This window comes from Nonomuraea sp. NPDC050451 (genome assembly GCF_044458585.1).
This window is the reverse complement of record NZ_JBITHZ010000013.1, coordinates 20,363-41,083: the sequence shown is the minus strand read 5'-3', so window position 1 is coordinate 41,083 and position 20,721 is coordinate 20,363. Positions and strand designations below refer to the sequence as shown.

General features: G+C 70.3%; 18 protein-coding genes. 12 read left to right on the top strand and 6 right to left on the bottom strand.

Annotation, left to right across the window (positions count from 1 at the left end):
• On the top strand, nt 1-1,158 hold the full coding sequence (locus tag ACIBI9_RS33735; protein ID WP_397228012.1) for an ROK family protein: 1,158 nt from the start codon (nt 1-3) through the stop codon (nt 1,156-1,158).
• Between the two features lie 4 nt (nt 1,159-1,162).
• Here ACIBI9_RS33735 and ACIBI9_RS33730 read toward each other — a convergent pair whose 3' ends face one another.
• Complete coding sequence (locus tag ACIBI9_RS33730) at nt 1,163-1,909, bottom strand: helical backbone metal receptor (protein ID WP_397228010.1); 747 nt, start codon at nt 1,907-1,909, stop codon at nt 1,163-1,165.
• 99 nt (nt 1,910-2,008) lie between these two features.
• Here ACIBI9_RS33730 and ACIBI9_RS33725 point away from each other — a divergent pair, with 99 nt between their 5' ends.
• The gene (locus ACIBI9_RS33725) at nt 2,009-2,812 is read left to right on the top strand and encodes an SAM-dependent methyltransferase (RefSeq protein ID WP_397228008.1); all 804 of its coding nucleotides are present in this window, start codon (nt 2,009-2,011) and stop codon (nt 2,810-2,812) included.
• 51 nt (nt 2,813-2,863) lie between these two features.
• Here ACIBI9_RS33725 and tpx read toward each other — a convergent pair whose 3' ends face one another.
• Both tpx and icmF read right to left on the bottom strand, forming a co-directional pair.
• A complete protein-coding gene (gene tpx / locus ACIBI9_RS33720; RefSeq protein WP_397228006.1) occupies nt 2,864-3,364 on the bottom strand; it encodes a thiol peroxidase in 501 nt (166 codons plus the stop codon).
• Nucleotides 3,365-3,447: 83 nt separating this feature from the next.
• A complete protein-coding gene (gene icmF / locus ACIBI9_RS33715; protein ID WP_397228004.1) occupies nt 3,448-6,639 on the bottom strand; it encodes a fused isobutyryl-CoA mutase/GTPase IcmF in 3,192 nt (1,063 codons plus the stop codon).
• 126 nt (nt 6,640-6,765) lie between these two features.
• Between icmF and ACIBI9_RS33710 the strand changes: the two genes are divergently transcribed.
• Nucleotides 6,766-7,815 (top strand): glucose 1-dehydrogenase, encoded by a 1,050-nt coding sequence (locus ACIBI9_RS33710; protein ID WP_397228002.1) that lies wholly within the window; start codon nt 6,766-6,768, stop codon nt 7,813-7,815.
• Here the strand turns inward: ACIBI9_RS33710 and ACIBI9_RS33705 are convergent.
• A complete protein-coding gene (locus ACIBI9_RS33705; protein WP_397228000.1) occupies nt 7,812-8,669 on the bottom strand; it encodes a CHAP domain-containing protein in 858 nt (285 codons plus the stop codon). The genes ACIBI9_RS33710 and ACIBI9_RS33705 overlap by 4 nt on opposite strands.
• 181 nt (nt 8,670-8,850) lie before the next feature.
• Nucleotides 8,851-9,621 (bottom strand): PP2C family protein-serine/threonine phosphatase, encoded by a 771-nt coding sequence (locus tag ACIBI9_RS33700; protein WP_397227998.1) that lies wholly within the window; start codon nt 9,619-9,621, stop codon nt 8,851-8,853.
• A gap of 76 nt (nt 9,622-9,697) precedes the next feature.
• Between ACIBI9_RS33700 and ACIBI9_RS33695 the strand changes: the two genes are divergently transcribed.
• The 8 genes from ACIBI9_RS33695 to ACIBI9_RS33660 all read left to right on the top strand — a co-directional run bounded on the left by ACIBI9_RS33695 (nt 9,698) and on the right by ACIBI9_RS33660 (nt 18,970).
• Nucleotides 9,698-11,518, top strand: coding sequence for a class I SAM-dependent DNA methyltransferase (locus ACIBI9_RS33695; protein WP_397227996.1), 1,821 nt, complete (start codon nt 9,698-9,700; stop codon nt 11,516-11,518).
• 127 nt (nt 11,519-11,645) lie between these two features.
• Nucleotides 11,646-12,536 (top strand): serine/threonine-protein kinase, encoded by an 891-nt coding sequence (locus ACIBI9_RS33690; protein WP_397227994.1) that lies wholly within the window; start codon nt 11,646-11,648, stop codon nt 12,534-12,536.
• Between the two features lie 123 nt (nt 12,537-12,659).
• Entirely contained in the window at nt 12,660-13,958 is a 1,299-nt protein-coding gene (locus ACIBI9_RS33685) for an extracellular solute-binding protein (RefSeq protein ID WP_397227992.1), read from the top strand.
• Nucleotides 13,955-14,917: a carbohydrate ABC transporter permease gene (locus ACIBI9_RS33680; RefSeq protein ID WP_397227990.1), complete on the top strand. Its 963-nt coding sequence runs from the start codon at nt 13,955-13,957 to the stop codon at nt 14,915-14,917. Before ACIBI9_RS33685 ends, ACIBI9_RS33680 begins: the two co-directional genes overlap by 4 nt.
• Nucleotides 14,914-15,717, top strand: coding sequence for a carbohydrate ABC transporter permease (locus tag ACIBI9_RS33675; RefSeq protein ID WP_397227988.1), 804 nt, complete (start codon nt 14,914-14,916; stop codon nt 15,715-15,717). Before ACIBI9_RS33680 ends, ACIBI9_RS33675 begins: the two co-directional genes overlap by 4 nt.
• A complete protein-coding gene (locus ACIBI9_RS33670) occupies nt 15,714-17,084 on the top strand; it encodes a GH1 family beta-glucosidase (RefSeq protein ID WP_397227986.1) in 1,371 nt (456 codons plus the stop codon). Before ACIBI9_RS33675 ends, ACIBI9_RS33670 begins: the two co-directional genes overlap by 4 nt.
• Nucleotides 17,085-17,116: 32 nt before the next feature.
• Nucleotides 17,117-18,112, top strand: a complete 996-nt coding sequence (locus ACIBI9_RS33665; protein ID WP_397227984.1) for a LacI family DNA-binding transcriptional regulator — start codon at nt 17,117-17,119, stop codon at nt 18,110-18,112.
• Complete coding sequence (locus ACIBI9_RS33660) at nt 18,113-18,970, top strand: phosphotransferase (protein WP_397227982.1); 858 nt, start codon at nt 18,113-18,115, stop codon at nt 18,968-18,970.
• Between the two features lie 12 nt (nt 18,971-18,982).
• On the opposite strand, the gene ACIBI9_RS33655 is transcribed toward ACIBI9_RS33660, so the two are convergent.
• Nucleotides 18,983-19,741 (bottom strand): SDR family oxidoreductase, encoded by a 759-nt coding sequence (locus ACIBI9_RS33655; protein ID WP_397227980.1) that lies wholly within the window; start codon nt 19,739-19,741, stop codon nt 18,983-18,985.
• 62 nt (nt 19,742-19,803) lie between these two features.
• On the opposite strand from ACIBI9_RS33655, the gene ACIBI9_RS33650 reads away from it, so the two are divergent.
• Nucleotides 19,804-20,679, top strand: a complete 876-nt coding sequence (locus ACIBI9_RS33650) for a LysR family transcriptional regulator (RefSeq protein WP_397227978.1) — start codon at nt 19,804-19,806, stop codon at nt 20,677-20,679.
• The last annotated feature ends 42 nt before the right edge of the window (nt 20,680-20,721 follow it).

Genomic DNA, 20,721 nt, shown 5'->3' with positions numbered 1-20,721 from the left:
ATGCTGACGGCAGGGCAGATCCTCCAGCTCATCCGCCATGGCACCTGCCGTACGCGCAAAGAACTGATCGAGTACACCGGCCTGTCCCGGTCGACGATCACCGACCGGGTCGACCGGCTGATCGACGCCGGATACATCCACGAGTCCGGCGTCGGGGCCTCCGGGGGCGGGCGACCGCCCTCGGTGCTCGACGTGGACGCCGGCCGGCGCCTGATGCTGGTGGCCGACCTGGGCGCCACCCACGCCGGCGTCGCGCTCACCGACCTGGCCGCCAACCCCTTGGCCGAGGAGCGCACCGAGATGCGCATCGAACTCGGCCCGGAGGCGGTCCTGTCGTGGGTGCGGCAGGCGTTCCAGCGGCTGCTCGACCGGGCCGGGCGGCCGGCGAGCGACGTGTGCGGCATCGGGCTGGACCTGCCCGGTTCCGTGGACCACACCACCGGGCGGATGATCAGGTCGTTCCTGATGCCCGGGTGGGACGGCTATCCGGTGGGCGAGGCGATCGGGGAGACCTACGACGTGCCCATCCTGGTGGAGAACGACGCCAACGCGATGGCGCTGGGCGAGTGGTGGTCGTCGTGGCGCGAGACGGACTCGCTCATCCTCATCAAGGTCTCGACCGGGATCGGCACCGGGATCGTGCTCGACGGGCAGATCTACCGGGGCGTCGAGGAGGCCGCCGGGAACATCGGGCACGTGCGGCTGAACGAGCACGACGACCGGGTCTGCACGTGCGGCTCGCGCGGCTGCGTGGCCTCGCTGGCCAGCGGCCACGCCCTGGCCACCGACCTGGGCCAGGCGTCCAGCCGCGACGTCGTACGCCTCGTGCAGGCGGGCGACCCGACGGCCATCGCCCGCACCCAGGAGGCGGGGCGCACGCTGGGCCTCGTGCTGGCCACCGCGGTCAGCCTGCTCAATCCGGGCGTGCTGGTGCTGGCCGGGGACATGGCGGAGACCAGGGAGCACTATCTGACGGGGATCAGGGAGATCGTCTATCGGCACAGCCTGCCGTACACGACCAGGAACCTGGAGATCGTGCCCACCTCGCTCGAGGACCGGGCCGGGATCGTGGGGATGGCGGTGATCGTCATGGAGCACGTGCTCTCCGCCGCCTCCGTGGACGCCGCCCTGGCCGCCGGGCGCTTACGGGCGCGCTGAGCCTTCAGCCAAGAGCGCTCCGCAGCAGGGCGGGCGCCTCCACGAGCGAGGGCCCGTACCAGGTGAGCAGCCGCCCGCTGACCAGCGCGCAGGCGAGCCCCGGGAAGCACTCGGGGCCGTCCGTCTCCGAGAACGCGTACGGCTCGTCCGGCAGCACCACCAGCTCGGGCCGCCGCTCGACCAGCTCGGGCAGGGGGATCTTGGGGTAGCGCTCCCCGTGGCCGGCGTAGAGGTTGTCCACGCCGAGGCGCCTCAGCACGTCCCCGGTGAACGTGTCGCGCCCCACCACCATCCACGGCCGCCGCCAGATCGGGACGACGGCCGTGCGCCGCGCCCCGTCCGCGGGCGCGCGCCACGCCTCCTCCGCCGCGTCCAGCCACCCGGGACGTCCGGTACGGCACGCCTCCCTGAACATGCGGTCCAGCGACACGAAAGCCTGGTCGAGGGTCTCGATCTTCGTCACCCAGACCGCGATGCCCGATTCGCGCAGGGCCTCGATGTCAGGCGCGCGGTTCTCCTCGGCGTTGGCGAGGACCACGTCGGGCCGGAGCCTCCTGATCGCGTCGAGGTCGGGGTTCTTGGTGCCCCTGACCCTGCTCACGTCCAGGTCGGCCGGGTGCGAGCACCAGTCGGTCGCCCCGACCAGCGCCTCCGGCACGGTCGCCGCCACCGACTCGGTCAGCGACGGCACCAGGGACACGATTCGCCGCACGGTCTCGGGAATCTGCACGGGCACGCCGGTGTCGTCCACAACAGCAGCCTAGATCGACGGGTATTCGGCAGTGAATGTCGGTATAGATCCGTAGAATCCAGACTGAAGATCGTTAACTCTTGATCGGGGGAATGACGGTTGGAACGAGAGTCGCCAGCCTTCGATCCGCACACTCCCAACGTCGCCCGGCTCTACGACTACTTCCTGGGCGGCAAGGACCACTTCCCTGCCGATCGGGCGGCGGCGGAGAAGATGCTCGAGGCGGCTCCGGAGTTACGAGCGGCGGTCCGGGCGAACAGGGCGTTCCTCGGGCGTGCCGTTCGGTACCTCGCCGAGTCCGGCATCACGCAGTTCCTCGACATCGGCACGGGGCTGCCCGCCCAGGACAACGTGCACGAGGTGGCCAGGAAGATCACCCCGGGGGCCCGGGTGGTCTACGTGGACCGGGATCCCGTGGTGCTGGTGCACGCCAGGGCGCTGCTGGCCGGGCAGGGCGACACGACGGCGGTGGAGGGTGACCTGCGCAAGCCCGAGGGCATCCTGCGCAATCCGGAGGTGATGGCGGCGATCGACTTCGGCCGCCCGGTCGGCGTGCTGCTGACGGCGACCATGCACTACGTCGCCGACTCCGACCACCCTCGGGAGATCGTGGCGAGCCTGCGCGAGGCCATGGCCCCCGGCAGCTGTCTGGTCATGTCCCACGGCACCAGCGACGCCCGCGCCGCGGCCGTGGAGGCGGTCACCGAGGTCTACCGGGGCACCAACGCCCCGCTCACGTTCCGGAGCCGGGAGCGGATCGCGGCGCTGTTCGAGGGGTTCGAGCTGGTCGACCCGGGCCTCGTCTGGCTGCCGGAGTGGCGTCCCGACCACGCCGACATGATCGACTTCGCCGACGGGCCCGAGTCGTCGCTGATCCTGTGCGGCGTGGCCAGGAGGAGCTGAGATCCGGGGCCCACGTCGTGGACCCCGATCTCACTACTTGAGCTACTTGAACTACTTGAGCGCCGTCAGCGCGGCGTCGTAGTCGGGCTCCTGGGTGATCTCCGGCACCAGCTCGGAGTAGACCACCTTGTTGTCACCGTCGAGCACGACGACCGCGCGCGCGGCCAGCCCCGCCAGCGGCCCCGACTCCTGCGCCACGCCGTAGTCGGTCAGGAACTCACGGCCCCGCATGAGCGAGAGCGTGACCACGTTGTCGAGCCCCTCCGCGCCGCAGAACCGCTTCTGGGCGAAGGGGAGGTCGGCGGAGATGCAGAGCACGGCCACCTCGGGGTGCTCGGCGGCCACCTCGTTGAAGCGCCGCACCGAGGCCGCGCAGACGCCGGTGTCGAGGCTCGGGAAGATGTTGAGCACCTTGGTCCTCTGGCCGTACTCCTCCAGCGAGTGCTCGGCCAGGTCGCCGCCCACCAGCTTGAACGCGGGCGCGCTGGCGCCGGGCGCCGGGAAGGTGCCGCCCACGGCGACGGGCGTGCCCTTGAAAGTGACGTCGGACATGAAAGCCTCCTGGATAGCGATGTTCCCCGACCCGTGATCCTATCCGCGCGGCTCCCGAGCCCCCTCATCACCCACGCGTGGGGTCAGACGTTGCGGCGGTACTGGCCGCCCGCCTCGAACAGCGCCTCCGTGATCTGGCCGAGCGAGCAGACGCGGGCCGCGTCCATCAGCACCTCGAACGCGTTGGCGTCCGACATCGCCACCTCGCGCAGCCGGGCGAGCTGCGCCGGGGCCTCGGAGCGGTTGCGCTCGTGGAAGGCGCGCAGCCGGTCGAGCTGCGAGCGCTTCTCGTCCTCGGTGCCCCTGGCCAGCTCCAGCTTGTGGGCCGGCGGCTCGTCCGTGCCGTTGCGGAAGGTGTTCACCCCGACGATCGGCAGCGAGCCGTCGTGCTTGCGCATCTCGTACAGCATGGACTCGTCCTGGATCTTGCCGCGCTGGTAGCCGGTCTCCATCGCGCCCAGCACGCCGCCCCGGTCGGACAGCCGCTCGAACTCGGCGAGCACGGCCTCCTCCACCAGGTCCGTCAGCTCCTCGACGATGAACGAGCCCTGCAGCGGGTTCTCGTTCCTGGCCAGGCCCCACTCGCGGTTGATGATGAGCTGGATGGCCATGGCCCTGCGCACCGAGTCGGCCGACGGGGTGGTCACGGCCTCGTCGAAGGCGTTGGTGTGCAGGCTGTTGCAGTTGTCGTAGATGGCGATCAGGGCCTGGAGGGTGGTGCGGATGTCGTTGAAGTTCATCTCCTGGGCGTGCAGCGACCGGCCCGAGGTCTGGATGTGGTACTTCAGCTTCTGCGACCGCTCCCCGGCGCCGTAGCGCTCCCGCATGGCCACCGCCCAGATGCGGCGGGCCACCCGCCCGAGCACGCTGTACTCGGGGTCCATGCCGTTGGAGAAGAAGAACGACAGGTTCGGGGCGAAGTCGTCGATCCTCATGCCCCTGGCCAGGTACGCCTCCACGTACGTGAAGCCGTTGGCCAGCGTGAAGGCGAGCTGGCTGATCGGGTTGGCCCCGGCCTCGGCGATGTGGTAACCGGAGATCGAGACCGAGTAGAAGTTGCGCACGCCGTTCTTGATGAACCACTCCTGGATGTCGGCCATCATCCGGAGCGAGAACTCGGTGGAGAAGATGCAGGTGTTCTGGCCCTGGTCCTCCTTGAGGATGTCGGCCTGCACGGTGCCCCTGACCGTGGCCAGCGTACGGGCGCGCAGCGCGGCGGCCTCCTCGGCCGACGGCGGGCGACCCTGCTCGGCCTGGAAGCGGTCGAGGGCCTGGTCGACGGCCGTGTTGAGGTAGTAGGCCAGGATCGTGGGCGCGGGGCCGTTGATCGTCATGGACACGGACGTGTTGGGCGCCGCCAGGTCGAACCCGTCGTAGAGCACCTTCATGTCGTCGAGCGTCGCGATCGAGACGCCCGAGGTGCCGACCTTGCCGTAGATGTCGGGCCGCAGGTCCGGGTCGTGGCCGTAGAGGGTCACCGAGTCGAACGCCGTGGACAGCCTGGTCGCGGGCTGGCCCTCGGACAGCAGCTTGAAGCGCCGGTTGGTGCGGAACGGGTCGCCCTCACCGGCGAACATCCTGGTCGGGTCCTCGTCGTCGCGCTTGAACGGGAACACGCCGGCGGTGAAGGGGAACGATCCGGGCAGGTTCTCGCCGCGCAGGAACCTCAGCAGGTCGCCGTGGTCGCTGTAGCGGGGCAGCGCGACGCGCGGGATCCGGTTGCCGGACAGGGTCTCGCGCCAGAGCGGGGTGTGGATCTCGCGGTCGCGCACCTTCACCACCAGCTCGTCGGCGGTGTAGCGCTCCCTGACGGCGGGCCAGGCGTCCAGCAGGGCCCGGCTCTCCTCGCTCAGCTCCCGCTCCGCCTGGGCCTCCAGCTCCTCAAGGCGGGAGTCCTCCAGGAGGGAGCGCACGGCGGCCAGCTGCTGGCGGCGGCGGGCGACCTCGGCCTGGGCGAGCGTCTCGGCATGGTACGCACGCACGGTCTCGGCGATGTCGGCCAGGTAGCGGACCCTGGCCGGCGGCACGATGGCGGCCGACGCCTGCGAGGTGCGCCCGGACACCTTCGGCAGCAGCCCCGGCCCCGGCTCGCCCAGCAGGAGGGGCTTGAGGTGCTGGTAGAGGGCGGTGACCCCGGCGTCGTTGTAGCGGGCCGCGATGGTGCCGAAGACCGGCATGTCCTCCGGCCTGGCGCCGAACGCCTCGCGGTTGCGTACGAGCTGGCGGCGCACGTCGCGCAGGGCGTCCTCCGCGCCGCGCCGCTCATACTTGTTGATCACCACGGCCTCGGCGAAGTCCAGCATGTCGATCTTCTCGAGCTGCGAGGCCGCCCCGAACTCGGGCGTCATCACGTAAATGGGCACGTCCACGTGGGGGACGATCCCGGCGTCGCCCTGGCCGATGCCGGGCGTCTCCACGATCACCAGGTCGTGGCCCGCGGCCCGGCAGGCGATGATCACCTCGTCGAGGCAGGCGGGCACCTCGTTGGCGGCGCCCCTGGTGGCCAGGGAGCGGAAGTAGGTCTGGGGGCTCAGGCTGTTCATCCTGATGCGGTCGCCGAGCAGCGCGCCGCCGCCGCGCCGGCGGGTCGGATCGATGGCGACGACCGCGATGCGCAGCTTGTCGTCGTTGTCCACGCGGAACCTGCGGACCAGCTCGTCGGTGAGCGAGGACTTGCCGGAGCCGCCCGTACCGGTGATGCCGAGCACGGGGGCGCGCTTGTCCGTCGCGGCGGCCTTCAGGCCCTCGACCAGCCCCTCCGGGGCGCGGCCCGACTCGATGAGCGTGATCGCGCGGGCCAGCGCCGCCTGGTCGCCCGAGACCACGGCCTCGACCGACGGGGAGCCGTCCAGCTCGACGTCGCAGTCCTCGATGAGCCGGTTGATCATCCCGGGCAGCCCGTACCGCTGGCCGTCTTCGGGCGAGAAGATGCGGGTGACGCCGCGCGAGTGCAGCAGCTCGATCTCCTCGGGGACGATCACTCCCCCGCCGCCGCCGTACACCTTGACGTGCCCGGCCCCGCGCTCGCGCAGCAGCTCCACGAGGTAGGTGAAGAACTCCACGTGGCCGCCCTGGTACGAGCTGATCGCCACGCCCTGGACGTCCTCCTGGACGGCGGCCGTGACGATCTCGTCCACCGAGCGGTTGTGCCCGAGATGGATGACCTCGGCCCCCTGTGACTGGAGGATGCGCCGCATGATGTTGATCGCCGCGTCGTGGCCGTCGAACAAGGCCGCGGCGGTCACGAAACGGACTGGGTGTACCGGGACGTGCACGCCTGTTCACTCCTTCGTGAGGGCTCTCCCTTCCGAAGATACTAGGACGTCCTACTAATTGGTACTAGGACGTCCTAGTATTTGGGCTCCGCGATCCGGGTAGGGGGCGCGAGGGGGTGAAATCGCATGCGTGCACTCACGTTCGCACCGGGCAGGCAAGGGACGCTCGCCGTCGAACAGGTCCCCGATCCCGTGCCGGGCAAGGGCGAACTGCTGGTCCAGGGGCTGGCGCTGGGAGTCTGCGGGACCGACAGGGAGCTGATCACCGCCGAGTACGGCTGGCCACCGCCCGGCAGGGAACGCATGGTGCTCGGGCACGAGTCGCTGGGCCGGGTGCTGGAGGTGCCCGAAGGGTCCGCGTTCTCCCCCGGTGACCTGGTGGTCGGAGTGGTACGGCGGCCCGACCCCGTGCCCTGCGGGGCCTGCAAGCGGGGCGAGTTCGACATGTGCCGCAACGGCGAGTACACCGAGCGCGGCATCAAGCAGATCGACGGGTACGCCTCCGAACGCTGGACGGTCGAGGGCGCCTACGCCGTGCGCCTGGATCCGTCGCTGGAGAGCGTCGGCATGCTGGTCGAGCCCGCGTCGGTGGTCGCCAAGGCGTGGGAGCAGATCGAGAGGATCGGGTCGCGGGCCTGGTTCGAGCCCCGCACGCTGCTGGTCACGGGGGCCGGGCCCATCGGGCTGCTGGCGGCGCTGATGGGGCGCCAGCGGGGGCTGGAGGTGCACGTGCTCGACCGCTCGCCCGCGGGGCTCAAGGCGCGGCTCGTGGGGGCTCTGGACGGGACCTACCATTCCGGGTCGTCGCTGAAGGAGCTCACCACGGTCAAGCCGGACATCATCATCGAGTGCACGGGGGCCGGGACGCTCGTCATCGACGCCATGGTCGGCACGGCCGCCGCGGGCATCGTCTGCCTGGCCGGGCTCTCACCCGGAGGGCGTGCGCACCGGGTGGACGCGGGGCTCATCAACCGGGACATCGTCCTGGAGAACGATGTGGTCTTCGGCTCCGTGAACGCGAACCAGCGGCACTACAGGGACGCCGCCGACTCGCTGGTCAAGGCCGACCTCGGGTGGCTCGAACGGCTGATCACGCGGCGGGTGCCGCTGTCTCGCGCCCTGGACGCCTTCGAACGCGGCGACGACGTCAAGGTGGTCATCGACCTCACGACCTAGCCCCTCGAGGGTGAGCCGGGCTCGTAGGGCTTGCGTCTCGTCGAGGTCGGGTGCCTGGTGGCGGCGGCGGCCGTGACGCGCGCCCTGGCCGGGCGGGCGGTCGGCGCCGGGGTGGGATGAGGCTTGGCCTGCGTGTGCTCCGGAGGCGATGCCTTGGCGCGGACCGTCACCCGTTCGCGGGCCTTCTCAGGCTGGGGCGGCAGGTGCGGGGTGGTTGGCGCGTTCCAGGGCCAGGTCAGGCGGCGGTGGGTGCCGCGGCGGCGGCCGGTGATGCGGAGGGACAGGAGGACGGTCATGAGCACCATCGCGGTCAGCAGCGCGGGCGGCGTGCCTAAGACGTCCAAGGGCGACCCCTGCCCGGTGTCCACGCGCGGCGCCGGCACGAAGGGCCGCTCGGTCGAGCGGATCTCGCCGAGCTTGTCGGCACCGGCCTTGACCATGCGTGGGATGCCGTAGCCGACGACCTTGTCCGTCTCCCGCGTCTTGCGCTTGAGCCAGATCCGGTCCACGTTCGCCTCGATCGTGTGGATCTTCTTTCCGCTGACACTTTCCACGATTCCCACGTGGTCGATGCCCTTGTAGCTCTTGCCGCCCTTCCAGTCGAAGAAGACGAGCGCACCCGGCTCGGGCTTCTGCGTCCACGCCCCCTGTTTCATGAACCAGGCGGCATGGGAGGGCGTCCAGGCGAACTCGCCCACATATTGGCTGAGGTCGGCTTTGTCCGCGGCCCAGGCGATGAACATGTCACACCACGGCCCGTTGCGGTACTGGGTGTCTTGGACGCGATCCGCATACCACTGGCCGAACTTGGTGAACTGGCCGTTCTTCTCCTTGTAGCCGAGTTCCTGCCGCACCGTCTTCAGCAGCTCGTCCGCGATCGGGTCCAGGGTGACTCCTCCCAGAAAACCGATAAATCACGATGGACTGTAGTAGCGCCATCGGGAAATTGCGCGAATCACTCGGAAAGTGTCGTGCTATTAGCCAATATTTCGGTTTTGTGACTGGTGAGGCAGGTGAGACCAGGGACTACTCTTGTTACGCGCCGGCCCCCACGCGATAGACGGCCGCCTCGCCCGCGCCCGGCGCGACGACGTCGGCCACGATCACGGTCACGTTGTCCGGCGAGCCGCCCTCGTTGGCCAGATCGATCAGCCGCTGGACGGCCGCGCCCGGGTCTGCCACCGTGGTCAGGACCTCGTGCAGCACCTCGGGACCGAGTACGGTCGTGAGGCCGTCGGAGCAGAGGAGGTAGCGGTCATCAGGCTCGGCCTCGCGCAGCGCCATGTCAGGCTCCGCCCTGCCCTCGCTGCCCAGCACCCGCAGCACCATCGAACGACGGGGATGCACGGCGGCTTGGTCCTCGGTTATCCGCCCTTCGTCCACCATCGACTGCACAAGTGTGTGATCCTTGGTCATCTGGTAGAGAGCACCATCGCGAAGCAAGTATCCGCGGGAGTCACCGAGATGAGCCAGGGCGAACCGGTAGCCGTCCCACAGCATGGCGGTCACCGTGGTCCCCATCCCCCTGCGCGCGGGGTCGATGTCGGCCAGCTCGACCAGCCTGCGTGCCGCCTCGTGCACGGCGCCCTCCAGGGCCGCCTCGAGGTCCGCGCCCGTCTCGGGAAGCGTGGCATCCAGCTCGCGCATGACGGCGATCGCCGCCGAGCTCGCCAGCTCGCCGGCCGCGTGTCCACCCATCCCGTCGGCCACCACGAGCAGCCGGCCACTCGCATAGCCGGAATCCTCGTTCTGCTCCCTGCGGCGGCCCACGTCTGATCCGGCGGCATAGCGGATGTTGTGCTTCATACCCAGCAGTAAATCATTGGTTGAAAGACTTCACAAGCAGATGCGCTGAAGACTCTTGTGAACTACTGTGGGCACCATGAGCCACGACCCGACCGTCAACGCCGGGGACATCGCCCGGCTCGCCGGTGTCGGGCGTGCCGCGGTGAGCAACTGGCGCCGTCGCCACGACGACTTCCCCGATCCCATCGGCGGCACGGCCAACCAGCCGCTCTTCTCGCTCCGGCAGGTCGAGTCCTGGCTACGTCGCTATGGGAAGTCCTACCAGGTCTCCCTGGGAGATCGGGTGTGGCAACGCCTGAAAGCCGCGGGCGATTTGCGTCTGGGCGAGCTGGTGGCCCAGGCCGGCGCCCTGCTGACCCGCCCGGCCCCGGGTCCCGAATCGCCCGTGGAGGGCGGGCTGGAGCCCGAGCTGGCGGAGCTCGTCCTGGAGCTGGCCGAGCAGCTCGGCGCGCTGACCGCGTACGAGTTCCTCTGCGAGCGCTATCTCGAAGCGCACTCGCGCCAGCTCTCCGTGACCCGCGAGGACGTGGCCGGGCTCATGGTCAGCCTGATTCGGCCGGGCGGCTCGACGATCCTCGACCCGGCCTGCGGCGTCGGCACGCTGCTCCTCGCCCCCACCCACGACCGGCACGCCCAGGCGGAGCCGGGGGCGACCAGGATGCTCGGGCAGGAGCTCAGCGAGACCTCGGCGGCCATCACCGCCTCCAGGCTCCGTCTGCGCGGCATCGAGGCCCAGGTCGTGGCCGGCGACTCGATGCGCGACGACGGGTTCGCCGGCGAGCGGGCCGACGCCGTGGTGTGCGATCCGCCGTTCAACGAGCGAGCCTGGGGCTACGAGGAGCTGACCGGCGACCCGCGCTGGGAGTACGGCCTGCCGCCGCGCGGCGAGCCGGAGCTGGCCTGGGTGCAGCACTGCCTCACCCACGTCAAGCCGCGCGGGCTGGTCGCCATCCTCATGCCCCCGGCCGCCGCCAGCCGCAAGGCGGGCCGCCGCATCCGGGCCAACCTGCTGCGCGCGGGCGCCCTGCGGGCCGTCATCGCGTTGCCGGGGTCGGACCTGTGGCTGCTGCGCCGTCCGGGGGCGGGCGAGCGGCCGCCGTCCGAGGTGCTGATCCTCGACGCCACGGCCGACCTGGCGAGCGTCGAGCCGGCCTGGGAGGCGTACCTGGAGGACCGTTCCGACCAGACCGTGCGCATCATCGACCTGCTGGCCGACGAGGTCGACATGACCCCGGCCCGCCACCAGCGGCGCGACGACGTCGGCAAGGCCTACGCAGAGGCCCGCGACCGCTTCATGGCCGCCGCCTCGGCGCCGCCCGACCTGCAGGTCCTGGAGCAGCCGCTCGACCAGCCCGCGACCACGCTGGGCGACCTGATCAAGGAAGGGCTGGTGGCCACGTCGCAGGCCCCGCCCAAGATGGCGGCGGACGGCGGCGAGGTGCCCGTGCTGACCTCCGACGACGTGCTCAACGGCACGCCGCCGTCCGGCGCCACCACCATGCAGCAGGGCCTGATCGCGGTCCTTCCGGGCGACGTGGTGGCCTCCTACTCCAGCGTGCGCGTGATGGCCGACGGCGGCGGCGCGGTGCTGGGGCCCCACCTGACGCTCTACCGGGTGGACGCGCGCCGGCTCGACCCCGACTTCCTGGCGGGCTTCCTGCGCGCCGCCGGCGGCCGGGCGACCACCGGCTCCAGCAGGTTCGACGTGCGCCGCACCCGGCTGCCGCGCCTGTCACTGAAGGAGCAGAAGGCGTACGGCGACGCCTTCCGGCAGCTCGCCGTGCTCGAAGACGCCATCCGCGAGACCTCGACGCTGGGGCAGGCGCTGATCAGGCTGGGCCTCGACGGCCTCGCCGACGGCCACCTCCATCCGCGCGCTGATGGCCTCACTTCATGAGGCCATCAGCAGTGCGACGGCACTCTCTCGCCTGCTTATGGCCTCCGCTCCGCAGAGGCGGGCTCGGTCGCTTCGAGCCGTCGCCGGACGGTGTAGTTTTTTCCCGAAGGCTGCTGGGAGGGGCGGAATGGTCATCGGCGACCGCTATGTGCTCGACGACCTCCCTCTCGGGCAAGGCGGCATGGGCGCCGTCTACGCGGGCCACGACCGCCACCTCGACCGCCGGGTGGCGGTGAAGTTGCTCAGGCTGCCCAGCGGGCACGATCACGAGCTGGAGCGCAGGTTCATCCGCGAGGCCCGCATCCTGGCCCGGCTCGAACATCCCGGCGCTCCGGTGCTCTACGACTTCGGCACCCACGAGCAGCGGCTCTACCAGGTGATGCAGTTCATCGAGGGCGTCACGGTGGCCGACGTGGTCAGCGAGCACGGCCCGCTGCCCGTCTGCTGGGCCGCCGCGATCGCGGCCCAGGCGTGTGCCGTGCTGTCAGCGGCCCACGCCCTGGCGATCTGCCACCGCGACCTCAAGCCCACGAACCTGATGCTCTGCCCCGACGGCAGCGTGAAGGTGCTCGACTTCGGGCTGGCCATGCTGCGGGACACCGACGTCACCACGTTCACGAGGATCGGGCAGATCCTGGGCACGCCGGCGTACATGGCTCCCGAGCAGATCCAGCACGGCGTCGCCGAGCCGCGCAGCGACCTCTACTCGCTCGGCTGCGTGCTGCACGAGATGCTGACCGGACGCCAGCTGTTCACCGGGCCCACCGACTACATGGTCTTCGAGAAGCAGGTCAAGGAGCGCCCGCCGGCCATCCCCGGGCTGCCCCGCGAGCTGGGCGCGCTGCTGTCGCAGCTGCTGGAGAAGCAGCCGGACGACCGGCCCGCCGACGCGAACGAGCTGTACGAGCGGCTCGACCCGTTCGCCGTCGAGCTGCCCGTGCTGCCCGGCTTCCTCACCGAGGCCCCGAGCCCCGGCCGCATGTACGCCCGCATGGCGGGCCGCGCGCTCAACGCGTGAACGCGCTCTCTCGCTAAGCCGGATCGTTATTTAACCCCCGTTGACACCCAGGCATGAGCGCCGCGAATCTCTTGAGAGAGCGCTCTCTCACCTACCTCGCAAGCACCGACCAAGGAGGGTTCCATGACCCCTCGCGTCCGGCGATTCGCCATGCCCTTGATCACCGCGTCCCTGCTCGCCCTGGCGACGGCCTGCGGCGGCGGAGGCGGCGGCGGGAGCACCGCCACGCAGAGCGCCAAGCCGGGAGAGAAGATCAAGATCACCGTCGGCCTCTTCGGCGACTTCGGCTTCAAACCGCTCTACGAGGAGTACAAGAAGACCCACCCCGACATCGAGATCGTCGAGAACGTCACGCAGTTCAACGACCACCACACCAACCTCGTCAAGCGGCTGGCCACGAACGCCGGCGCCGGGGACATCGAGGCGGTCGAGGTCGGCTACATCAGCACGTTCACCGCCCAGCCGGGCAAGTTCGTCGATCTCAAGCAGTACGGGCTGGACAAGCGGCAGCCCGACTACCTCGACTGGAAGTGGCAGCAGGGCCTCAGCAAGGACGGCACGCAGGTGCTCGGCCTCGGCACCGACGTGGGCGGCCTGGCCATGTGCTACCGCAAGGACCTGTTCAAGAAGGCCGGGCTGCCGACCGGCCGGACCGAGGTGGCGGCGCTCTGGCCGACGTGGGAGCAGTACATCGCGACCGGCAAGAAGTTCGCCACGGCGAACGTGGCGGGCGCCAAGTTCGTGGACTCCCCCGGCGAGATCTTCCGCGCGATGGTCAACCAGGCGCCCGTCGGCCTGTACGACGCCCAGGACAACATCATCGCGGCCTCGAACCCCGACGTGAAGAAGGCCTGGGACCTGTCCAACCAGCTCACCCAGGAGGGCCTGACCGCCAAGCTGGCGGCCTTCACGCCTCCGTGGAACACCGGCTTCGCCAAGGGCTCGTTCGCCACGATCATCTGCCCGGCCTGGATGACCGGCTTCATCCAGGAGCAGGCCAAGGACTCCGCTGGCAAGTGGGACATCGCGACCGTGCCCGGCGGCTCCGGCAACAGCGGCGGCTCGCACCTCATGGTGCCCAAGCAGAGCAAGCACCCGAAGGAGGCGGCCGAGCTGATCGACTTCCTGACCTCGAAGGAGAACCAGGCCAAGGTTTTCAAAGAGGAGGGCACGTTCCCGTCGATCCCGGCCCTGTACGACGACCCGTCGATCCAGAACTTCACCAAGCCGTTCTTCGGTGACGCCCCCATCGGCAAGATCTACTCCGACGCCGCCAAGGCGCTCAAGCCGCAGCATCTCGGCCCCAAGGAGGCCGACGTGCGCACGGCCATCGGCAACGGCCTCGGCCGCGTGGAGCAGGGCAAGCAGACGCCCGACGAGGCGTGGGCCCAGGTGCTCGAGGACGTCAAGAAGATCAAATGAGCACCCTTCCCCTCGCGGTCTCGCGACGGCGTAGGCGCAGCGTGCGGCACACCCTCGACCTGAGGGTGTCGCCGTACGCCTACGTGGCGCCGTTCTTCCTGCTCTTCTGCGCCTTCGGGCTGTTCCCGCTGGTCTACACGGCCTGGGTGAGCCTGCACGAGTGGTCGCTGCTGTCGGAGACCCAGACGTTCATCGGGCTGGACAACTACTCGACGCTGCTCGGCGACGGGTACTTCTGGAACGCCACGTTCAACACCCTGTCCATCGGCGTACTCTCGACCGTGCCGCAGCTCATGCTGGCCATCTGGCTGGCGCACCTGCTCAACCGGCGGCTGCGGTTCCAGACGCTGTTCCGGGTCGCGCTGCTGCTGCCGAACGTCACGAGCGTGGTGGCCGTCGTGGTCATCTTCAGCCAGCTCTTCGGCCGGGACTTCGGGCTGATCAACTGGGTGCTCTCATGGTTCGGCGTCGGCAGGATCGACTGGGCGGCCGGCACCGCGACCTCGCACATCGCCCTCTCCGTGATGATCATGTGGCGCTGGACCGGCTACAACGCGCTGATCTTCCTGGCCGCCATGCAGGCCGTGCCGCGCGAGCTGTACGAGGCCGCCACCATCGACGGCGCGAGCGGCTTCACGCAGCTCCGCAGGATCACGATCCCGATGATCCGGCCGACGATCGTCTTCGTGGTCATCGTCTCGACGATCGGCGCCATGCAGATCATCGCCGAGCCCCTGCTGTTCGGGCAGGGCAGCGGCGGCGGGGGCGGCATCGCCACCGGCGGGCCCGACCGGCAGTTCCAGACCCTGGCGCTGTTCGTCTACGAGCAGGGCTTCGCGAACTCGACGTTCGACTTCGGCTACGCCTCGGCCGCCTCCTGGCTGATGTTCCTGGCCGTGGTGATCGTCGCGCTGGTCAACTTCCTGATCACCCGCAGAGTGAAGGGCGGGCTGGTATGAGGCTGCGTTATCTGACCCTGACCGCGGTGGCCTTCTTCTCGGCCTTCCCGCTCTACTACAGCGTCGTGGTGGCCTCCCGGCACAACTCGGCGCTGGGCCAGGTGCCGCCGCCGCTGATCCCCGGCGGCAACTTCTTCGCCAACGTCTCCCGGGTCTTCGACACCGTCCCCTTCGGGCTCGCGCTGGTCAACTCCGTCATCGTGGCGGGGTCGATCTCGATCGCGGTGATGTTCTTCTCGACGCTGGCCGGGTTCGCCTTCGCCAAGCTGAAGTTCAGGGGCAGGAACATCATGCTCGTGATCACCGTGGCCACCATGATGGTCCCGGCGCAGCTCGGCATCATCCCGCTCTACATGCTCATGGTGAAGCTGGAGTGGACCGGCACCAACTACGCGCTGATCGTCCCGGCGCTGGTCAACGCGTTCGGCGTGTTCTTCATGACCCAGTACCTGTCGCGGGCCCTGCCCAACGAGCTGCTGGAGGCGGGCCGGGTGGACGGGTGCTCGACGTGGGGGCTGTTCTGGCACGTCGTGCTGCCCGCCGCCCGTCCGGCGGCGGCGGTGCTCGGCATGCTGACGTTCATGTCGGCCTGGAACGACTACTTCTGGCCGCTGGTCGTGCTGAACCCGGACAACCCGACGGTCCAGGTGGCGCTGTCCACGCTGGCCAGCGGCTACGTCAACGACTACGTGCTCGGGCTGGCCGGGACGGCGATCGGCACGCTCCCGCTCGTGGCCGTCTTCGCCCTGTTCGGCAGGCAAATCATCGGTGGAATCATGCAAGGAGCTGTTAAGGGATGATCTTTCCCGAGGAGTTCGTCTGGGGTGCCGCGACGGCCTCGTACCAGATCGAGGGGGCGGTCAAGGAGGACGGGCGGGGCCAGTCGATCTGGGACACCTTCTCCCACACCCCCGGGAACGTGGCCGACGACGACACCGGGGACGTGGCCTGCGACCACTACCACCGCTACCGCGAGGACGTCGGGCTGATGCGCGAGCTGCGGCTGGCGGCCTACCGGTTCTCGGTCGCGTGGCCGCGCGTCCAGCCGGACGGCGCGGGCCCGGTCAATCCGCGCGGGCTGGCGTTCTACGACCGGCTCGTGGATGAGCTACTCGCCGCCGAAATTTCGCCTTATGTCACGCTTTATCACTGGGATCTTCCCCAAGCTCTCGAAGACCGTGGTGGTTGGACAAATCGTGATACGGCCTACCGGTTCGCCGACTACGCCCAGGCCGTCCACGACCGGCTCGGCGACCGGGTGGGCGACTGGACCACGCTCAACGAGCCGTGGGTGTCGGCCTTCCTCGGCTACGGCAACGGCGTGCACGCGCCGGGCCGCCGCGACCCGGCCGACGCCCTGCGCTCGGCGCACCACCTGCTGCTCGGCCACGGGCTGGCCGCGCGGCGGCTGCGCGAGTCCGGCGCGCGCAGCATCATGCTGGTGGTCAACTCCTCCCCGGTGCTCACCCCCGCCCAGGTCAACGACCCTTCGGCGGTGGCCGGCGAGGCGGACGCGGCCGTCGCCGACCGCGTCCACGCGCTGCTGACCCGGCAGTTCCTCGACCCGGCGGTGTACGGCACCTACCCGCCGGAGGTTCTGGAGGCGGCGGCGCGCAACGGCGGTACGGACCACATCCTGGACGGCGACCTCGCGCTGATCAACGCGCCGATCGACCTGGTGGGCGTCAACTACTACAACCCGTGCGTGGTCGAGTCGGGCCCGGGGCTGCCGGCCGACGCGGCGTGGCCGGGTTCGGAGGGCGTCAGGTTCGCGGCGGCGGACGCGCCGACGACCGCGATGGGCTGGCCGATCGTGCCGGACGGCCTGTCCCGGCTCCTCGTACGGCTCTCGCGGGACTATCCGCAGGTCGGCCTCATGGTCACGGAGAACGGCGCGGCCTTCGACGACGTCGTGGAGGACGGCCGCGTGCACGACAACGAGCGGGTGGCGTACCTGGAAGGTCACCTGCGCGAGGTGCACCGGGCCATCCAGGCGGGCGCGGACCTGCGCGGATATCTGGTCTGGTCGCTGCTCGACAACTTCGAGTGGGCCGAGGGCTACCGGCGCCGGTTCGGCATCGTGCACGTCGACTACGCGACACAGGCCAGGGTCCTCAAGGACAGCGCTCTCTGGTACAGAGACGTCATCACCAGGAACGGCCTGTAGATTTTTTCCGTGCTCTCCCACTTGGTGCAGTCATGAGACGCCCGACCCTCGAGGCGGTCGCCGCCCGGGCGGGGGTCTCGCGCGCCACCGCCTCCCGGGTCGTCAACGGCCAGACGACGGTGGCGCCCCACATCCGCGACGCCGTGCAGCGCGCGATCGACGAGCTGGGCTACGTCCCCAACTCGGCCGCGCGCAGCCTGGTCACCCAGCGCACCGACTCGATCGCCCTGGTCGTCAGCGAGCCGGGCACCCGGGTCTTCTCCGAGGACCCGATGTTCTCCACGGCGATCAGGTCGGCATCCGTGGCACTCGAGGCGGTGAACAAGCAGGTCGTGCTCATGCTGGCCTCCTCCGCCAAGAGCCACGCCCGGGTGGAGCGTTACATCGCGGGCGGGCACGTCGACGGGGTCATGCTGATCTCCATGCACGGCGCCGACCCGCTGCCGGCCGCGCTGTCGCGCCTGCGCGTCCCCGTGGTCTCCTACGGGCGGCCCGCGGTTCCCGTGGAGATCCCGTACGTCGACAACGACAACGTCGGCGGAGCGGAGATCGGGGTCCGGCACCTGGTGGAGACGGGACGGCGCCGGATCGCCACGATCGCGGGTCCGCAGGACATGATCGGCGGCCAGGACCGGCTGGCCGGCTACCGCAACGTGCTGCGCGACTCCGACCTCAGGTCGATCGTGGCGATCGGCGACTTCACCCGGGAGTCGGGCGCGATCGCGATGCGGCAGCTCCTGCGCGACGACCCCGACCTGGACGCCGTCTTCGTGGCCAACGACCTGATGGCCGTAGGCGCCCTGCAGTCACTGCGTCAGTCCGGGCGCCGGGTGCCCGACGACGTGGCCGTGGTGGGCTTCGACGACATCGAGGCGGCGAAATACACCGAGCCGCCGCTGACGACGCTCAGGCACCCGGTGGCCGAGCAGGCGGCGGCCATGGTCGGGCTCCTGCTCGGGCTGTTCGAGGGCGGCCCGGCCGAGCCGGTGATCATGCCCACGGAGCTGGTGATCAGGGAGTCCGCCTAAGTGATCCCCGCGGTGGCCGCCGCCGTCGCCCTGGCCGAGGAGCACGGCATCCGAGTGGTGGATCCGGTGGTCCTCAACGACTCGTTCAACCTCCGGGTCCACCTGCGCCCGGCGCCGATCGTGGCGCGGGTGCCGACGGTGACCGCGCTGGGGCGGGCGCGGCCCGCCGACGCGTTGCGGCGCGAGCTGGACGTGGTGTCCTACCTGCACGGGCAGGGCGTGCCGGTGGTGCCGCCGAGCGACCTGCTGCCCGCCGGGCCGCATCTGCGTGACGGGGTCGCGGTCTCCTTCTGGACGCATGTCGAGCACGACCCCGGCCATCAGCTGAGCCCGGAGACGGCCGGGCGGGCGCTCGCCGAGCTGCACGAGGCACTCCGGGGCTTTCCCGGCGACCTGCCCTATCTCGGGCCGGTGCTCGACGAGCCGCTGCGGCTGCTGGAGCTGCTCGACGGGGAGGTCCCACCCGACGTGCTGGCGCGGCTACGGGACGCGCACGCAGGCCTGGCGGGGCGGCTGGCGGGGCGGACGGCGCAGGCCGTCCACGGGGACGCGCATCCCGGCAACCTCCTCGCCACCCCCGCCGGGCTGCTCTGGAACGACTTCGAGGAGAGCATGGCCGGGCCCGTCGAGTGGGATCTGGCCTGCCTGCTGCGCACGAAGCGGCTCGACGGCCGGGCGGCCGTCCGGGCCTACGGGCATGATCCCGACGATCCCGAGCTGCGGGAGTTCCTCGCGGCGCGCGGGCTGCAGGGGACGCTGTGGATGCTCGTCAGGGCACTGCGGCTGCCCGCCGGGGCGGCCGACGCCCGCGCGACGCTGGAGGCGTGGCTCCGGGACCCCAGCGGCGCCACCCGCTGAAGCGGGAGGACGCTAGACCGGGACCACGCCGCCGCGCGGGCCGAGGAAGTAGCCGCCGGTGACGTCCAGGACGTGCCCGGTGATCCACCGGGACTCCTCGCCCGCGAGCAGCGCCACGGCGTCCGCGATGTCCTCCGGGCGGCCGATGCGGCCCAGCGCGGTCACCTCGGTGACCGCGCGCTCGCCGGCGCCGTCGTCCTCGCGGAGCCAGGCGTTCATGTCCGTCTCCGTGACGCCCGGGGAGACGGTGTTCACGGTGATGTTCCGGTCGCCGAGGAGGGGCGCCAGGCTGAAGCCCAGCGTGTCCAGGGCTCCCTTGGTCATCGAGTAGACGAGGTCCGGGAGGGCGATACGGACGACGGCCGAGGAGATGTTGATGATCCGGCCGCCGTCGTTCAGGAGCGGGAGGGCGCGTTCGATGATGAAGTACGGCGCCCGCACGTTCACCGCGAAGACCCAGTCGAACTGCTCCTCGGTCACCGTGCCCAGGACCCCGGCGAGGATGGCGGCGTTGTTGACGAGGATGTCCAGCCGCTCCCCCCGGATGCCCTCAAACAACGCGTCCACGCCGTCCTCGAAGGCCGCCTTCACCGCGTACGCCTGCCCGCCCGCGCCCTCGATCGCGGCCACCGTCTTCTGGGCCAGGTCGTCGTTGCTGGCGTAGTGGACGATCACGCGGGCCCCGTCGGCGGCCAGGCGCTCGGCGATGGCCCGTCCGATTCCGCGCGACGCTCCGGTTACCAATGCCGTCTTTCCTGACAAATCTCTCATGCGCTCCATCGTGGGTGGCGGCTCCCCCGGCCGTCCAAGACTGGCTGTTATAGCTTTTTGCTATGGATGCCCATATTCGGGATCTCAGGTATTTCGTGGCGGTCGCCGAAGAGCTGAGCTTCACCCGGGCGGCGGCCGAGCGGCTCTTCATCTCGCAGCCCTCGCTGAGCAGGCAGATCAGGCAGCTGGAGCTGTCGATGCGGGCCAGGCTGTTCGAGCGCGACCGCCGTACCGTGGCGTTGACGGCGGCGGGGGCGGCGCTGCTGCCCGAGGCTCGGCAGATCATCGAGCAGTGGGAGGGCGCGCAGCGGGCGGTGGCGGCGGCGCGCGAGGAGCGGACGCTGGTCGTCGGTTTCCAGACGCGGATCGGGCGCGGGCTCGTGCCGTCCATCTCGTGCGCGCTGCCCGGCTGGGACCTGCGCTTCCGGCAGGTGCCGTGGAGCGACCCCACCGTGGGGCTGGGCAACGGCCAGGTCGACGTGGCCGTCGCGTGGCTGCCCATGCCGGGTCACGGCGAGTACGACTGGACGGTGGTCAGCACGGAGGAGCGCTGGGTGGCGCTGCCCGCCACCCATCCGCTGACCGCCCGCTCCGAGCTCACGCTCGCCGACCTGGCCGGAGAGGCGTTCGTGGCGCTGCCGGTCTCCGCCGGGCCCATGCGGGACTTCTGGCTGGCCACCGACCAGCGGCCGGCGCCCGCCGTGGTGGGGGCGGAGGCGGAGACGGCCGAGGAGGCGCTCGAACTGGTCGCGTCCGGGCGGGCCGTGGTGCTGGTCTCGGCCGGGAACGCCGAGCTCTACCGGCGCGACGACGTGGCCAGCAGGCCCATGGTGGGGCTGCCGCCGAGCAGGCTGGCCGTCGTCTGGCGGCGCGGCGACCGGCGGCAGGCCGTGCGGAGGCTGGTGGACGCGTTCGTCACGTGCATGTGCGCCACATGATCACCTTCTGTTGACACCGTATACTTTGTTGTTTACGGTGTA

Coding starts and splice junctions, on each gene's coding strand:
- ACIBI9_RS33670 (WP_397227986.1), top strand. CDS start 15,714: ATGATCTTTCCCGAGGAGTTCGTCTGGGGTGCCGCGACGGCCTCGTAC.
- ACIBI9_RS33650 (WP_397227978.1), top strand. CDS start 19,804: ATGGATGCCCATATTCGGGATCTCAGGTATTTCGTGGCGGTCGCCGAA.
- ACIBI9_RS33680 (WP_397227990.1), top strand. CDS start 13,955: ATGAGCACCCTTCCCCTCGCGGTCTCGCGACGGCGTAGGCGCAGCGTG.
- ACIBI9_RS33655 (WP_397227980.1), bottom strand. CDS start 19,741: ATGAGAGATTTGTCAGGAAAGACGGCATTGGTAACCGGAGCGTCGCGC.
- ACIBI9_RS33710 (WP_397228002.1), top strand. CDS start 6,766: ATGCGTGCACTCACGTTCGCACCGGGCAGGCAAGGGACGCTCGCCGTC.
- ACIBI9_RS33700 (WP_397227998.1), bottom strand. CDS start 9,621: ATGAAGCACAACATCCGCTATGCCGCCGGATCAGACGTGGGCCGCCGC.
- ACIBI9_RS33685 (WP_397227992.1), top strand. CDS start 12,660: ATGACCCCTCGCGTCCGGCGATTCGCCATGCCCTTGATCACCGCGTCC.
- ACIBI9_RS33695 (WP_397227996.1), top strand. CDS start 9,698: ATGAGCCACGACCCGACCGTCAACGCCGGGGACATCGCCCGGCTCGCC.
- ACIBI9_RS33690 (WP_397227994.1), top strand. CDS start 11,646: ATGGTCATCGGCGACCGCTATGTGCTCGACGACCTCCCTCTCGGGCAA.
- ACIBI9_RS33665 (WP_397227984.1), top strand. CDS start 17,117: ATGAGACGCCCGACCCTCGAGGCGGTCGCCGCCCGGGCGGGGGTCTCG.
- ACIBI9_RS33675 (WP_397227988.1), top strand. CDS start 14,914: ATGAGGCTGCGTTATCTGACCCTGACCGCGGTGGCCTTCTTCTCGGCC.
- tpx (WP_397228006.1), bottom strand. CDS start 3,364: ATGTCCGACGTCACTTTCAAGGGCACGCCCGTCGCCGTGGGCGGCACC.
- ACIBI9_RS33735 (WP_397228012.1), top strand. CDS start 1: ATGCTGACGGCAGGGCAGATCCTCCAGCTCATCCGCCATGGCACCTGC.